General features: G+C 61.6%; 14 protein-coding genes. 9 read left to right on the top strand and 5 right to left on the bottom strand.

The annotated features are described in order from the left end of the window. Positions 1-10 precede the first annotated feature (10 nt). On the top strand, positions 11-2,170 hold the full coding sequence (locus ACMDB8_RS06710) for a type I secretion system permease/ATPase (protein ID WP_056721437.1): 2,160 nt from the start codon (positions 11-13) through the stop codon (positions 2,168-2,170). A gap of 9 nt (positions 2,171-2,179) precedes the next feature. After that, complete coding sequence (locus tag ACMDB8_RS06705; protein ID WP_056721436.1) at positions 2,180-3,535, top strand: HlyD family type I secretion periplasmic adaptor subunit; 1,356 nt, start codon at positions 2,180-2,182, stop codon at positions 3,533-3,535. 145 nt (positions 3,536-3,680) lie between these two features. On the opposite strand, the gene ACMDB8_RS06700 is transcribed toward ACMDB8_RS06705, so the two are convergent. Both ACMDB8_RS06700 and ACMDB8_RS06695 read right to left on the bottom strand, forming a co-directional pair. Continuing rightward, complete coding sequence (locus tag ACMDB8_RS06700; RefSeq protein WP_223541617.1) at positions 3,681-4,277, bottom strand: tRNA-uridine aminocarboxypropyltransferase; 597 nt, start codon at positions 4,275-4,277, stop codon at positions 3,681-3,683. A gap of 5 nt (positions 4,278-4,282) precedes the next feature. After that, entirely contained in the window at positions 4,283-5,176 is an 894-nt protein-coding gene (locus ACMDB8_RS06695; RefSeq protein ID WP_007972518.1) for a LysR family transcriptional regulator, read from the bottom strand. 344 nt (positions 5,177-5,520) lie between these two features. Here ACMDB8_RS06695 and speB point away from each other — a divergent pair, with 344 nt between their 5' ends. The 6 genes from speB (at position 5,521) to ACMDB8_RS06665 (ending at position 11,145) form a co-directional block, all read left to right on the top strand. Continuing rightward, complete coding sequence (gene speB, locus ACMDB8_RS06690; RefSeq protein ID WP_056721431.1) at positions 5,521-6,471, top strand: agmatinase; 951 nt, start codon at positions 5,521-5,523, stop codon at positions 6,469-6,471. A gap of 9 nt (positions 6,472-6,480) precedes the next feature. After that, positions 6,481-6,903, top strand: a complete 423-nt coding sequence (locus ACMDB8_RS06685; RefSeq protein WP_409079346.1) for a YybH family protein — start codon at positions 6,481-6,483, stop codon at positions 6,901-6,903. Between the two features lie 55 nt (positions 6,904-6,958). Further along, positions 6,959-8,470: a purine-cytosine permease family protein gene (locus ACMDB8_RS06680; RefSeq protein WP_056721427.1), complete on the top strand. Its 1,512-nt coding sequence runs from the start codon at positions 6,959-6,961 to the stop codon at positions 8,468-8,470. A gap of 162 nt (positions 8,471-8,632) precedes the next feature. Then, complete coding sequence (locus ACMDB8_RS06675) at positions 8,633-10,012, top strand: sodium:solute symporter (RefSeq protein ID WP_056721425.1); 1,380 nt, start codon at positions 8,633-8,635, stop codon at positions 10,010-10,012. A gap of 85 nt (positions 10,013-10,097) precedes the next feature. After that, positions 10,098-10,823 (top strand): MBL fold metallo-hydrolase, encoded by a 726-nt coding sequence (locus ACMDB8_RS06670; RefSeq protein ID WP_056721423.1) that lies wholly within the window; start codon positions 10,098-10,100, stop codon positions 10,821-10,823. 70 nt (positions 10,824-10,893) lie between these two features. Further along, entirely contained in the window at positions 10,894-11,145 is a 252-nt protein-coding gene (locus ACMDB8_RS06665) for a phosphopantetheine-containing protein (RefSeq protein ID WP_056721421.1), read from the top strand. An 86-nt stretch (positions 11,146-11,231) separates the two neighbouring features. Here the strand turns inward: ACMDB8_RS06665 and ACMDB8_RS06660 are convergent, their stop codons facing one another. Together ACMDB8_RS06660 and ptrR are read right to left on the bottom strand one after the other, a co-directional pair. Continuing rightward, positions 11,232-11,360, bottom strand: coding sequence for a PA1414 family protein (locus ACMDB8_RS06660; RefSeq protein ID WP_007914492.1), 129 nt, complete (start codon positions 11,358-11,360; stop codon positions 11,232-11,234). Positions 11,361-11,495: 135 nt separating this feature from the next. After that, the gene (ptrR, locus tag ACMDB8_RS06655) at positions 11,496-12,389 is read right to left on the bottom strand and encodes a putrescine utilization regulator PtrR (protein ID WP_056721418.1); all 894 of its coding nucleotides are present in this window, start codon (positions 12,387-12,389) and stop codon (positions 11,496-11,498) included. A 104-nt stretch (positions 12,390-12,493) separates the two neighbouring features. On the opposite strand from ptrR, the gene ACMDB8_RS06650 reads away from it, so the two are divergent. Further along, positions 12,494-13,675: an MFS transporter gene (locus ACMDB8_RS06650; protein ID WP_056721416.1), complete on the top strand. Its 1,182-nt coding sequence runs from the start codon at positions 12,494-12,496 to the stop codon at positions 13,673-13,675. Here the strand turns inward: ACMDB8_RS06650 and ACMDB8_RS06645 are convergent. Continuing rightward, positions 13,620-14,552 (bottom strand): DMT family transporter, encoded by a 933-nt coding sequence (locus tag ACMDB8_RS06645; protein WP_056721415.1) that lies wholly within the window; start codon positions 14,550-14,552, stop codon positions 13,620-13,622. The two genes, ACMDB8_RS06650 and ACMDB8_RS06645, sit on opposite strands and share 56 nt — an antisense overlap. Positions 14,553-14,737 lie beyond the last annotated feature (185 nt).

Raw genomic sequence — 14,737 nt, 5'->3', positions numbered from 1 at the left:
AGCAATCAATGTGACCAGCATGGAACCCGGCAACACTGGTGTCGATCCGCGCCTGAGCTTCGATGACCCGCTTCTGGACGGTCTGTTGATCCTCTGCAAACTCCACGGCGCGACGGTCAGTCGCGCCAGCCTCAGTGCCGGGCTGCCCATGGCACACCAACGCCTGAGCCTGGACCTGCTGCCCCGTGCAGCGGCCCGGGCCGGTTTGCAGGCGCGCTTGCTGCGCCGCGACCTCAAGGACATCTCCCCACTCAACCTGCCCGTGCTGCTGTTGCTCAACAACGGCCGCACGGCCGTGCTGCGCCGTTATGGCGAGGACGGCAAGGTGCTGATCCTGCCCAGCGAAGCCGACGGTGGCGAACAATGGCTCAGCCCCGAGGAGCTGGCCGAACACTACAGTGGCCAGGCGTTGTTTGCCCGGCCACGCCACGAACTCGAAGACTTGCGCTCGCCACTGGTGCCTCGGGTGCAGGCCTGGTTTCGCGATACGCTGAAGCTGTCGAAATGGCTGTACAGCGATGCAATCCTGGCGAGTTTCCTGATCAACCTGCTGGGCCTGATGGTGCCGCTGTTCGTGATGCAAACCTACGATCGCGTGGTGCCGAACCAGGCCACTTCGACCTTGTGGGTGCTGGCGATCGGCTTGCTGATCGGCACCGCTTTCGAACTGGTGCTGCGGGTCGTGCGTGCGCACTTGCTGGATACCGCCGGCAAGAAAACCGATGTGATCCTGTCGGCCACCCTGTTCGAGCGCATCACCGGCATGGCGATGAAGGCAAGGCCGGCGACCATCGGTGGCTTCGCCCAAAGCATTCATGACTTCCAGGGCCTGCGGGAATTTCTCACCGCCGTGACCCTCACCAGCCTGATCGACCTGCCCTTCTGCCTGCTGATGCTGCTGGTGATCGGCCTGCTCGGTGGCTGGCTGGTGGTGATCCCGATACTGGCGTTCCCCCTCACCATCATCTTCGCCATGGTGATCCAGGTGCGCCTGCGCGATACCGTGCAGAAAAGCCTCAGCCTGGGCGCCGAACGCCAGGCACTGTTGATCGAAACCCTCAGTGGCCTGGAAACCCTCAAGGCTTGCAGCGCCGAAAGCGAACGCCAGCACAAATGGGAAAGCACCCACGGCGCCCTCACCCGTCTCGACAGCCACGCACGCAACCTCTCGGCCCTGGCCACCAACGGCACGTTGTTCATCCAGCAACTGTCCGGCATGGCCACCATCGTCGCCGGGGTCTACAGCATCATCGCCGGCAACCTGAGCGTCGGTGCCCTGGTGGCCAGCTACATGCTCGGCAGTCGGGTACTGGCGCCACTGGGGCAAATCGCCGGCCTGATCACCCGCTACCAGCAAGCGCAACTGACCATGAAAAGCACCGATGCGCTGATGGGCCTGCCCCAGGAGCGCGATGCCAGACAACGGCCGCTGGAGCGCACCCAACTGCAAGGCGCGCTGGATGTTGTCGGCGTGACCTTCCACTATAACGGCCAGAGTACTCCCGCCCTGGCCAATGTCAGCTTCAGTGTGAAACCCGGCGAGCGCGTCGGCATCATCGGTCGCAGCGGCTCAGGCAAAAGCACCCTGGCGCGCCTGGTGATGGGCTTCTACGAACCGGATGAAGGCCAACTGCTGCTCGATGGCTTGGACCTGCGGCAACTGGACGTCGCCGACCTGCGCCATCAAATCGGTTACGTCGCCCACGACCTGCCGCTTCTGGCCGGCAGCCTGCGCGATAACCTGACCCTCGGCGCGCGCTATATCAGCGACTCACGCATGCTCGAAGTGGCGGAAATGACCGGCGTTACCGAGCTGGCCCGGCAACACCCGCAAGGCTTCGACCGGCCCGTGGGCGAACGCGGGCAACTGTTGTCCGGCGGCCAGCGTCAGGCCGTATTGATGGCCCGGGCGATGTTGCTCGACCCGCCCATCATGCTGCTCGACGAACCCACCAGCGCCATGGACAACAGCAGCGAAGACGTCCTGCGGCAAAAACTTCACGACTGGGTCCAGGGCAAAACCATCCTGCTGGTGACCCACCGAACCTCGATGCTGAGCCTGGTGGACCGGCTGGTGGTACTGGACAGCGGACGGATCGTCGCCGACGGTCCGAAGGAAGCTGTCATCGATGCACTGCGCAAGGGCCGTGTCGGCTCTGCGGCCGTCTAGGAGTAGCCCATGTCTGCCGATCAAGGATCCCGTGGCTACTTCGACAGTTTCAACAAAAGTGCCGAGACCGAGTTCATGCCGGAAACCGCCGGCGCCTCATTGCAGGACTCACCGCGCTGGTCGCGAATCACCGTGTGGCTGGCCGCCGCGCTGCTGGTCAGCGCGCTGGTCTGGGCCAAATTCGCCGTGTTGCAGGAAGTGACCATGGGCGAAGGCAAGGCGATTCCGTCGAGCAAGGTCCAGGTGATCCAGAACCTGGAGGGCGGCATCGTCACTGAAATTTTCGTCCGCGAAGGGCAAATGGTGAACAAGGGCGATACATTGCTGCGTCTGGATGACACCCGCTACCTGTCGAACAAGGGTGAAAGCGAAGCCGATCGCTACGCCTTGACCGCGCAGGTCGAACGGCTTTCGGCCGAAGCCGAAGGCCGGCCGTTCAAGCTGTCAGAAGAAGTGATCGCCAAGGCCCCGCAAGTGGCCGAAGACGAGCGCTCACTTTACGAGCAACGGCAACGGCGACTGGCCAGCGAGCAGCGTACTCTCAGCGAACAACTTCGGCAAAAAACCCAGGAATTGGCGGAGTTTCGCTCGAAACAGGGCCAATTCAGTTCGAGCCTGGCGCTGCTGCAACAAGAGATGAACATGTCCACACCGCTGGTGGGCACCGGCGCGGTGTCACCGGTGGAAATCCTCCGGCTCAAACGCAGCGCCGTGGAGATTCGCGGCTCGCTGAACGCCACCACCCTGGCGATTCCCCGGGCGGAATCGGCGATCAACGAGATCAAAAGCAAGATCGACGAGTCGGAGCAAACCTTCCGCTCGGAAGCCGCCAAAGAGCTGAATGAGAAACGCACCGACCTGTCGAAAATAACGGCATCAAGCATCGCCATCGACGACCGCGTGACCCGCACCACCGTGGTCTCGCCGGTGCACGGCATCATCAAGGTATTGAAGGTCAACACCATCGGCGGCGTGGTCCAGCCCGGCAGTGACATGGTGGAAATCGTGCCGCTGGAAGACAACCTGCTGATCGAAGCCAAGGTCCGCCCGCAGGACGTTGCATTCCTGCATCCGGGCCAGAAAGCCATGGTCAAGTTCAGTGCCTACGACTACACCATTTACGGCGGCCTGAGCGCCAAGCTGGAACTGATCGGCGCCGACACCATCACCGACGACAAGGGCAACAGTTTCTATCTGATTCAGGTGCGTACTGACAAAAACCATTTGGGCGGGGATGTGAAACCGCTACTGATCATTCCGGGGATGGTGGCGACGGTGGACATTATTACCGGGGAGAAAACGGTGCTGGATTACTTGCTTAAACCGGTGTTGAAAGCGCGGACCGAGGCGATGCGGGAGCGGTAGGCAGTATCCAGAATCTGCGGTGACTGATCTGCCGCCATCGCGAGCAAGCTCGCTCCCACAGTGTCCGCGTCGAACGCAAATTCTGAGAACGCCAGTAACCCTGTGGGAGCGAGCTTGCTCGCGATGGGGCCATGACAGGCACCGACTATTTCGGTCCATGGTTACGCTGGTAAACCTCCTCCCCCATCGCCGCAATCTGCCCCTCGATCAACGCCTCGAACGGCTTCAACAACGGCGCAAACGTCGCCGGCGCTTCGAGGGTTTCCAGCGCCTGCACAATCGCCTCCACCGTCGACAACGCCCCCGGTCCCGGCGCCTTGCGCAGGCGATAGCGGGACACGCCGCCCTCGGCCAGCGTCACCCTCGGCAACGCCGCCAGCAGCGGATTGAGGTGCAACATCTTGCGCGCCTTGCGCCAGGTGCCGTCGGGAACCACCAGCAACAAGGGTTCGTCCGTCGCGGCACACGCCTGCATCGGTTGGGCATCTTCGCCGGGAAACAGTAACCGCGCCCGATACCCCGGCTGATTCAACAGCGTCGGCAAATCCTCGAACACCTCGCCGACGATCAACTCGGCATTCTTCAACCCAAGCGCCGCCAGACGCGCGGTGTTCAACGCATGATTCACTTCGCTCGGATGCTGCAACAACAGTACCCGGGTGCGGCTGTCGAGGCTTGGGATCAACGGGCACAGGCAGTGGCTTTGCGGGCGCAGGCAGCGCGGACATTGAACTCTGGACATCGTCTTTATGCCTGATTCAGTTGGGCTTTAAGCAAATCACGGAATGTCTGGATCAGCGGCTCGCGGCTGCGCCCCCGACGCACGATCATCGAGAACGGCGCCTGATAACCGAAGGTCGCCGGCAGCAACACCCGCAAATCACCCTTGTCGGCCCAGGCCTGGGCGTAGTGCTCCGGCAGGTAGCCGATGTAGGCGCCGGACAGCACCAGGATCAACTGGGCCTCCATACTTTCTACCGTCGCGGCGCTGTGTTTGAACCCGTGGCGCGCCAGTTCGGCCTGGCTCCAGTAGCCACGACCGACCATGCGCTGTTGAGTGATGACTTGCTCGGGGATGCGCCGCTCGTTGAACAGAGGATGCCGCGTGCTGCAATACAACCAGTGTTGTTCACGGTACAGCGGCATGTACACCAGGCCGCTCATGCGCGTGGAAAACGCGCCGATGGCCAGGTCGAGACGGTTGTCCTGCACCCCGAGTTGCAATTCATAAGGGCTCATCACCGACAGGTGCAAGTGCACGGCCGGGTGCTCCTGGCTGTAGGCGCCGATGGCTTCGGCGAACGGCAGGGCCTTGTCACTGACGGTGGAGTCGATCACCCCGAGGTTCAAGGTACCGCGCAACTCTCCCTTGAGGGCGGCGGCGTACTGCTCGAAGCCTTCGAGCTCGCCCAACAGGCGCAGGGTTTCCTGATGGAACAGCTCGCCCTTGCTGGTCAGGCTGAAACCGCCACGGCCGCGATGGCACAGCACCAGGCCGAGGGCGGCTTCGAGCTGGCTCATGTAGGTGCTGATGGCCGACGTCGAGAGATTGAGTTCCTGCTGGGCGTTGGCGAACCCCTGATGGCGCACCACGCTGACGAAGATGCGCAATAGTTTCAGGTCGGGTAAAGCGTTGGCCATGGGGACTCTCCAAACACCGCTCGAATTTCAGCTGGCTCTGGCTACAGCCCAGTAGGAGCTGCCGCAGGCTGCGATCTTTTGATCTTGACTCTGTGCGATCTGAGACCGCTGGAAATCAAAAGATCGCAGCCTGCGGCAGCTCCTACAGGTTTATCTGCAGCTTTCGTGTTGCGGTGAAGTCTATCGATCTCTCGCACATTAGTTTAGAAAAATCTGAACTAAGTATTTGCCCGTAGCGATTCTTCCCGGTCACTACATTTCGCAGAATCGGCGCCACAAGGTTCGCCCGTACTCCCGTTAACGGCAACCGACATAAATAAAACAACGACGATGAGGCCCTACCCGTGGACAAGATTCTTCACCAACCACTGGGCGGCAACGAAATGCCGCGCTTCGGCGGCATCGCCACCATGATGCGACTCCCCCATTTGAATACCGCTGCCGGCCTGGACGCTGCCTTTGTAGGCGTGCCCCTGGACATCGGTACCTCCCTGCGCCCCGGCACCCGTTTCGGACCTCGCGAAATCCGCGCCGAGTCGGTGATGATCCGCCCGTACAACATGGCCACCGGCGCTGCCCCGTTCGACTCGCTGTCGGTTGCCGACATCGGCGACATCGCAATCAACACGTTCAACCTGCTGGATGCCGTACGGATCATCGAAGAATCCTACAACAACATCCTTGAACACGACGTGATCCCGCTGACCCTGGGCGGCGACCACACCATCACCCTGCCGATCCTGCGTGCCATTCATAAAAAGCACGGCAAGGTCGGCCTGGTGCACATCGACGCCCACGCCGATGTGAACGACCACATGTTCGGCGAGAAGATCGCCCACGGCACCACCTTCCGTCGCGCTGTCGAAGAAGGCCTGCTGGATCCGGACCGCGTCGTGCAGATCGGCCTGCGCGCCCAGGGCTACACCGCTGACGACTTCAACTGGAGCCGCAACCAGGGCTTCCGTGTGGTTCAGGCTGAAGAGTGCTGGCACAAATCGCTGGAGCCCTTGATGGCTGAAGTCCGCGAGAAAGTCGGCGGCGGCCCGGTGTACCTGAGCTTCGACATCGACGGCATCGACCCGGCCTGGGCACCGGGTACCGGTACCCCGGAAATCGGCGGTCTGACGACCATTCAGGCGATCGAGATCGTTCGTGGCTGCCAAGGCCTCGACCTGGTCGGTTGCGATCTGGTAGAAGTCTCGCCCGCTTACGACACCACCGGCAACACCTCGCTACTGGCCGCCAACCTGCTGTACGAAATGCTCTGCGTACTGCCTGGCGTAGTCCACCGCTGAGGATCAGTCATGAACGAACGTGATCAGGTGCTCAAAGCCGCCGCCGATCTGGTGTCCGCTTTTGCCCGTAACGATCGCGAAGCCTACTTCGGCGCGTTCAGCTTTGAAGCCAGCTTCGTCTTCTACACCCTCGAACAGCCCCTGCTGTCGCGCGACGCCTATCAGGCGATGTGGGACGGCTGGCGCTCCGAGGATGGCTTCGAGGTGCTCTCGTGCACCTCAAGCAACGCTTTCGTCAGCCTGCAGGGTGACGTGGCGATTTTCATCCATGACGTGGCCACCGAGTTGCGCATGCAAGGGGAGCAACACTTCAGCCAGGAGCGCGAGACGATTGTTTTCAAGAAACAAGCGTCTGGCCAAGAACAACAAGGCCTATGGCTGGCCTGCCACGAACATTTGTCCGCGATGCCGGAAGGGCTGCCACCCCCTTAGCCAACACAGGTGATGCTCACGCACGATGAGCGCGCCTTTATGATCGGAGCTGATCATGAATAACAAAAACAACGAAAAAAGCCTTAGCAGCATCGAAACAAACGGGGTCGAACAGATCCCGGACAATGAGCGTGACGCCAAGCCCAGCGATCTGTTTCGCCTGATCTTCGGCGGCGCCAACACCTTTGCCACCGCCGTGCTCGGCAGTTTCCCGGTACTGTTCGGCCTGTCCTTTCAGGCGGGCGTCTGGGCGATTGTGCTGGGCGTGGTACTCGGTTCGCTGATCCTGGCGCCGATGGGCCTGTTCGGCCCCATCAACGGCACCAACAACGCCGTCTCTTCCGGCGCACACTTCGGCGTGCACGGGCGAATCGTCGGCTCCTTCCTGTCGTTGCTGACCGCAATCGCGTTCTTCTCGCTCTCCGTCTGGAGTTCGGGCGATGCGCTGGTGGGCGGTGCCAAGCGCCTGATCGATCTGCCGGAAACCGATCTGACCCTGGGCCTGGCCTACGGTCTGTTCGCGCTGCTGGTATTGACCGTGTGCATCTATGGCTTCCGCTTCATGCTGTGGGTCAACCGCATTGCGGTGTGGGCGGCCAGCCTGCTGTTCCTGCTGGGGGTTTTCGCGTTCGCCCCTGCATTCGACAGCCAGTACGCCGGCACCGTCGCCATGGGCCAGGCCGGTTTCTGGGCTGCGTTCATCGGGGCAGCACTGGTCGCCATGAGCAACCCGATCTCCTTCGGTGCGTTCCTCGGTGACTGGTCGCGCTATATCCCGCGCGATACGCCCAAAGGCCGGATCATGGTATCGGTGATTGCCGCGCAACTCGCCACGCTGATTCCGTTCCTGTTCGGCCTCGTCACCGCCACCATCGTAGCGGTCAAGGCGCCGGACTACATTGCGGCCAACAACTATGTCGGCGGCCTGCTGGCGGTATCGCCGAGCTGGTTCTTCCTGCCGGTGTGCCTGATCGCGGTCATCGGCGGCATGTCCACCGGCACCACCTCGCTCTACGGCACCGGCCTGGACATGTCCAGCGTGTTTCCTCGGGTGCTGTCGCGGGTCAAGGCCACGCTGCTGATCGGTGTGATGTCGATTGCGTTCATCTTCATCGGGCGCTTCGCGGCCAACCTGGTGCAGAGCGTGTCGACCTTCGCCGTGCTGATCATCACCTGCACCACCCCGTGGATGGTGATCATGATCATCGGCCTGCTGGTGCGTCGCGGCTTCTACTGCCCGGATGACCTGCAAGTGTTCACCCGTGGCGAGAAAGGTGGCCGCTACTGGTTCACCCACGGCTGGAACTGGCGTGGCCTGGGCGCCTGGATCCCGAGCGCGGCCGTCGGCCTGTGCTTCGTGAACCTGCCGGGCCAGTTTGTCGGGCCGCTGGGCGAAATGGCCGGTGGTATCGACATCAGCCTGCCGGTGACCCTGGGCCTGGCCTCGCTGGTGTACCTGGCGCTGCTGAGCCTGTTCCCGGAATCGAGCGCAGTGTTCGGTCCGAACGACCCTCGCAGCAAGAGCACGGATTCGCTCGCTAAACCGGCGATGCGTCAAGCCGCCTGATTCAATGAACTAAACGCACTACCTGTGGGAGCGGGCTTGCCCGCGAAGACGGCAGCACATCCAACATTGATGTGACTGACAGACCGCTTTCGCGAGCAAGCCCGCTCCCACAGGGATTGATTTTCAGCCTCACATAAAAAAGACAATCGGAGACACGCCATAATGGCTTTGGATTTATTCGTCGTACTCATCTACGCCGCCGCGATGCTGATACTCGGCTACTACGGCATGCGCAAGGCCAAGACCAACGAAGACTTTTTGGTCGCCGGTCGTAACCTCGGCCCAAGCCTGTACATGGGCACCATGGCTGCCACCGTCCTGGGCGGTGCGTCCACCGTGGGCACCGTGCGTCTGGGCTATGTGCATGGCATCTCCGGTTTCTGGCTGTGTGCGGCCCTGGGTTGCGGGATCGTGGCGCTGAACCTGTTCCTCGCCAAACCGCTGCTGAAGCTGAAGATCTACACCGTTACCCAGGTCCTGGAAAAACGCTACAACCCGATGGCCCGCTCCGCGAGCGCGGTAATCATGCTGGCCTACGCGCTGATGATCGGCGTGACCTCGATCCTGGCAATCGGCACCGTGCTGCAAGTGCTGTTCGGCCTGCCGTTCTGGATCTCGGTACTGCTCGGCGGCGGCGTGGTGGTGGTCTACTCGGCGATCGGCGGCATGTGGTCCCTGACCCTGACCGACATCGTCCAGTTCGTGATCAAGACTGTCGGCCTGATGTTCATCCTGTTGCCGATCTGCCTGTACCGCGTCGGCGGCTGGGATGAGTTGGTGCTGAAACTGCCGGCGGCGAGCTTCAGCTTCACCACCATCGGTTGGGACACCATCATCACCTACTTCATGATCTACTTCTTCGGCATCCTGATCGGTCAGGACATCTGGCAACGAGTGTTTACCGTCAAGACCGCCAAAGTGGCTCAGGTTGCCGGTACCGCTGCCGGTATCTACTGCATCCTCTACGGCCTGGCCTGCGCCCTGATCGGCATGGCTGCCCACGTTCTGATCCCGGACCTGGACAACGTCAACAACGCCTTCGCCGCGATTGTGAAACTGTCCCTGCCGGACGGTATCCGTGGCCTGGTGATCGCTGCCGCACTGGCCGCCATGATGTCCACCGCCAGCGCCGGCCTGCTGGCCGCTGCAACCACCCTGACCGAAGACCTGCTGCCGAAACTGCGTGGCGGTAAACAGTCGAGCCTGGCGATCAACCGCCTGTTCACCCTGTTGACCGGCATCGTGGTATTGGGCATCGCCCTGATCGTGAACGACGTGATCAGCGCCCTGACCCTGGCCTACAACCTGTTGGTAGGCGGCATGCTGATCCCGCTGATGGGTGCGATTTTCTGGAAGCGCGCCACCACCGCCGGCGCTATCGCCAGCATGGGCATGGGCTTCGCCACCGCGCTGTTGTTCATGTTCAAGGACGGACTGGACGCCAACACCCCGATCTACTACAGCCTCGGTGTAGGCCTGGTGAGCTTTGTTGCTGTCAGCCTGCTGTCCCGTCGCCCGGTGACTGTGGCCAGCGCGGCCTAAGCTGAACATAACGACTTGATGCTTTCTTCGACGAGTGTGGCGTCGGTTGCCACACTCGTTTTTTTTCGTCTGGAGAAAACTGCTCATGAAGATCGTCAGCCGTGACCAGTGGTTCGAAGTCAAACATCTCAGCGACGGCATCCGCCTGATTCACGAGCCCTACATCCGGCCTTTCTACCGCTGCAATCTCTGGCACATCCAGGGCCGCGACAAAGACCTGCTGCTCGACAGCGGCTCGGGCCTGGTCAGCCTGCGCGAGCAACTGCCGTGGATCACCGAACGGCCACTGGTGGCCGTGGCCAGCCACTGCCATTTCGATCACATCGCCGGTCATCACGAGTTCGCTGAACGCCTGGTGCATCCGGCCGAGGCGGACATTCTTGCGGCGCCCGATGGCGACAACGACCTGAGTAAAGCCTTCGTCGGCGACGACATGTTCGAGGCGCACCCCGATTGCCCGCTGTGCTACGCCGAATACCGGGTCAAGGCCGCACCGGCCACAGGGTTTGTCGAAGATGGGGATGTGCTGGACCTGGGCAACCGGGTATTGCAGGTCGTGCACACACCGGGACACTCGCCGGGCGGCATCTGCCTGTACGAAGCCGCCACCGAAACATTGTTCAGTGGCGACATCATCTACGACGGCCCGCTGATCGAAGACGCCTACCACTCCAACCTCGATGACTACGCCCGCAGCCTGCAACGCTTGCACGGGCTGTCAATCCGCACGGTGCATGGCGGGCATTTCGGGAGTTTTTCCGGGGAGCACTTACGCAACATGATTGACCAATGGCAGCGCTCACACGGCTAAAGCCTGCTGTACTCAACGACAGGAACTGCACCGGCAGGAAGAACGACACCCGCCTCCTCGAAGAACGATCATGAAAGAAGCCGCCCTTCGTGCTGTCGTACATCGCTACATCAGCCGCCTGCTGGAAGGTCGGGACGACTTCGACGACAACGCCAGCCTGGCGCAGTTGGGATTGGATAAAAATGATATCGAAGAGCTGATCTTCCATCTGGAAGATGAACTGGGTGTCACGGCGTTTACCGTGGAGGAAGACCGGATGCTCAAGACCGCCAGGACGGCGAATGATTTGAGCCGGTTTTTGCTGGAGATCGGGCGGTACTAAGGCTGGTGATCAAACGTACACGAAGCGGCAAGGGAGCTTGCTCCCTCGCCACTGGAAACCTATCACCTGTCAGATGATATCTGCCATTACCGGCGTCGTTGCTGGCGTCGACGTTGTTCGTCGTCAGTACGAATTGGCACGGGTTGCAGAGGCGGCTCGATCAAGCCGAGAGCGACGCCCAGGTCATGCAGCCAGTTTTGGATTTTCTCTTTCATGGTGCCCCCTTCAGGGTAGTGCCGAGCGGCCAAAGTTCTGTAGCCCCTTCGTACAGATAATAGTCCGAAGTCCTACGCAATGCTCGCGCAAAGTCACAATGATCTGTTACTGAATCCATCACAATCAGCCTGTGTTCAGGCAATGTCCTGTGCCCGCACCCGTGTCGGCGGAAAAACCACCTGTTGCTGCTCGATCCAGGCATTCAGGTTGGCCCCGACCATGCCCTTGCGCCACATCAGCCAGGTGGTCGCACTGGCGAACGGCTCGGCCAACGGATGCACGGCCACACTCTCGCGGCCCGGCAGACTGGCGAGCATCGACTCCGACATCAGCGCCACACCGGAACCGGCAATCACACATGCCAGCATCCCCGGATAGGACTCGATCTCCATCGCCCGGCCCATGGCCGCGTGGTCATGGGCGAACCAGGCCTCCAGGCGCATGCGGTAGGAGCAGCCCTGGCGAAAGGTGAACACCGAACGACCTTGCACATCCAGCGCGCTGCGCACGGGCGGATGGTCGGCCTCGCTGATCAGGACCAGGCGCTCGTCGCACAAGGGCACCCCGTCGAGACCGGCCAGCTCCAGGGGGCCATCCACCAGCGCCGCATCGAGCCGGCCGGTGAGCAGGCCTTCGAGCAGTTCACCGCTGGGCCCGGACTGTACTTGCAGGTTCACTGCCGGATACAAGCGGTGGTAGTGCGCCAATAGCCCCGGAAGGTGAATCGCTGCCGTGCTGTACATGGTGCCGAGCACGAAGTCGCCCGCCGGTTGACCGCCCTGCACTGCCGCGCTGGCCTCATCGTGCAAGGCAAACAGCCTGGCGGTGTAGTCCAGCAGGACTTTTCCCGCAGGCGACAACTGCAAGCGCTGACGTTCGCGCAGGAACAGTTCGACGCCCAGTTGCTCTTCCAGCTGTTTGAGCCGGGTCGACAGGTTCGATGGCACTCGATGCAACCGTTCTGCGGCCCGGGTGATGGACCCTTCTTCCGCCACTGCCTGGAAGATGCGCAATTGGCTGAACTCCACGATATTCTCCAAAAAAGAACAAGTTACTCACTATTATTCATTTTTAAAGAAAGTCAATCAGTCCTAGCCTGACGGTCATTGATCCCCCAGACGGAATCCAGACCATGTCTCCCCTGATCCGCTTATCCGCCAGTTTCGTTGCCCTGATGATGGCCATGGGCATCGGCCGTTTTGCCCTGACACCGCAACTGCCGCACCTGCTCAGCGAAGGCCAGATCGACCTGACCGCCGCCGGACTGATTGCCGCCGCCAACTACCTCGGTTATTTCATTGGTGCGGTGGACGCCATGTTTTCCCGGCGTCCGGCGCAAGTGCACCGGCGCTTGCTCGGCGGATTGTGGCTCTGCGTGCTGTTGACCCTGGCGTCGTTCTGGGCCAATGGTTTCTGGTCGCACCTGCTGCTGCGTTTTGGCACCGGCGTGGCCAGCGCCTGGGTGCTGGTGATGATTACCGCCCTGAGCCAGCCACTCGCAGCAGAGGCCGGTCGACCTCGGCTCGGCGCCCTGGTCTTCGCCGGGCCGGGTTTGGGGATTTTCCTGACAGGTCTGTTGGCCCTGGGCTCTAATCTGCTGGGCCAGACTTCCGCCACCTTGTGGCTGGTGTACGCCGCCGCAGGGCTGGCGATGCTGCTGGGGATCCTGCCGTTCCTGCCACAACCGGGTGCCACCGCGACTGCTGCGCCCAGCGCCAGCGCCTCGGGTAATCAAGGTATCGCTCGCCTGGGCTGGATCTATGCCTTGTACGGATTGGGCTACATCATTCCGGCGACTTTTTTGTCGCAAATGGCCAATGCGCAATTCCATGGCCAATGGCAGGCCGACCTGTTCTGGCCATGCTTTGGTTTGGCGGCGGCAACCGGTGTGGTGCTGGTGTGTCTGCGGCGGCAAAAACCTCGCGCCACCGGTCACTGGTTGATGGCGACGTTATGGCTGCAAGCCGCTGGCGTGTTCGCTTGCCTGCTGGGTAACGGGCCAGGCCTGGCGTTGGGTGTGATCCTGTGCGGCACGCCGTTCCTGGCCTGCATGCAACTGGTGATGCAACGCTCCCGGGAACTGGCGCCCCATGCCACCCAGCGCAATGCCGGCCTGCTGACAGCCTGCTTTGCCGTGGGCCAGCTCAGCGGACCATTGCTGGCGGCGCTGAGCAGTCATTTCAGTGGCGGTTTGCAGCCGGCACTGGTAGTCGCTGGCTGCGGCTTGTTGCTCGCCGGCGGTCTGTTGCTCGCGCCGGTCAGTGCTGCCCAAGAGCTTTGCGCAAACGACGGCGCAACCACTGCTCGGCGCTGACAAAAGTGATGCCCGCCAATACCAGTACGGCACCGATGACGAAGTTCAGGCTCAGTTCCTCGCCGAGCAGCACCACGCCGAAGGTGACGCCGAACAATGGCGTCATGAACGAAAACACCGCGAGGTTGGCCGCCAGGTAACGGCGCAGCAGCCAGAACCAGATCAGGTAACTGAAGAACGACACGACCACGCCCTGAAACAGCACACTGGCCACCGCCACATGAGTCAGGCTGACATGGGTGATCTGGCCGCTGAGCAGCGCAATCAACAACAAGCCGAAGAAGCCGACAATCAACTGATAGAACAGCGTCAGGGTCACCGGCGCTTCCGACAGGCGCGAGGCGCGCACCACCACCGTGGTCGCGCCCCAGGCGGCACCCGCCAGCACGCCCAGGGCATCGCCCATCAACATGCGGTAATCAAGGTTGTCCCAGGACACCCCGCCGGCAAACGCAATGGCAATCCCGATAAAGGCCAGGACAATCCCCAGCCATTGCAGCGGCCGCAATCGCTCACTGGGCAGCAACCAGTGCACTCCCAAGGCGGTGAAGATCGGCGCCGTGTAGAGGAACACCGACATGTGCGCCGCCGTGGTCAGTTGCAGGCCTTCGGAAATGAAGAAGAACTCCAGGCCGAACAAGGCACCGGCCAACAGACCGCCGCGCCAGGTCGCCCCCACCTGGTTCCAGCCACCCTTCCAGCAGATCAGCAGCCCGACCAGCAACGCCGACATGCCGGAACGTCCGGCCGCCTGCATCACCGGCGCGATATCGGCCGCCGCCCACTTGATCATCACCTGCTGCACGCCCCAGACCAGGCACAACCCGACCATCACTTGCAGGGCAAACCCGTCGGTGCTGCGCCGGGTGGCGCTCACCGGAACACCTCGAAGACACAATCCATGGCAAAGACTCGGCAGAAAAAAGCAAAACCCCGGCCTTCTCGTTGAAAAGAAATCACCGGGGCGATGAATCATGTTGTCGATTATTAACCAGAAGGCCAGAAAATGCCCCTGTAGGAGCTGCCGAAGGCTGCGATCTTTTGATCTCTAAAAATCAAGAT

The organism is Pseudomonas monachiensis (assembly GCF_047345015.1).
Lineage (GTDB): Bacteria > Pseudomonadota > Gammaproteobacteria > Pseudomonadales > Pseudomonadaceae > Aquipseudomonas > Aquipseudomonas monachiensis.
This window is presented reverse-complemented; position numbering and strand designations above follow the sequence as displayed.

Coding starts and splice junctions, on each gene's coding strand:
- ACMDB8_RS06705 (WP_056721436.1), top strand. CDS start 2,180: ATGTCTGCCGATCAAGGATCCCGTGGCTACTTCGACAGTTTCAACAAA.
- ACMDB8_RS06700 (WP_223541617.1), bottom strand. CDS start 4,277: ATGTCCAGAGTTCAATGTCCGCGCTGCCTGCGCCCGCAAAGCCACTGC.
- ACMDB8_RS06695 (WP_007972518.1), bottom strand. CDS start 5,176: ATGGCCAACGCTTTACCCGACCTGAAACTATTGCGCATCTTCGTCAGC.
- ACMDB8_RS06685 (WP_409079346.1), top strand. CDS start 6,481: ATGAACGAACGTGATCAGGTGCTCAAAGCCGCCGCCGATCTGGTGTCC.
- ACMDB8_RS06680 (WP_056721427.1), top strand. CDS start 6,959: ATGAATAACAAAAACAACGAAAAAAGCCTTAGCAGCATCGAAACAAAC.
- ACMDB8_RS06675 (WP_056721425.1), top strand. CDS start 8,633: ATGGCTTTGGATTTATTCGTCGTACTCATCTACGCCGCCGCGATGCTG.
- ACMDB8_RS06670 (WP_056721423.1), top strand. CDS start 10,098: ATGAAGATCGTCAGCCGTGACCAGTGGTTCGAAGTCAAACATCTCAGC.
- ACMDB8_RS06665 (WP_056721421.1), top strand. CDS start 10,894: ATGAAAGAAGCCGCCCTTCGTGCTGTCGTACATCGCTACATCAGCCGC.
- ACMDB8_RS06660 (WP_007914492.1), bottom strand. CDS start 11,360: ATGAAAGAGAAAATCCAAAACTGGCTGCATGACCTGGGCGTCGCTCTC.
- ACMDB8_RS06650 (WP_056721416.1), top strand. CDS start 12,494: ATGTCTCCCCTGATCCGCTTATCCGCCAGTTTCGTTGCCCTGATGATG.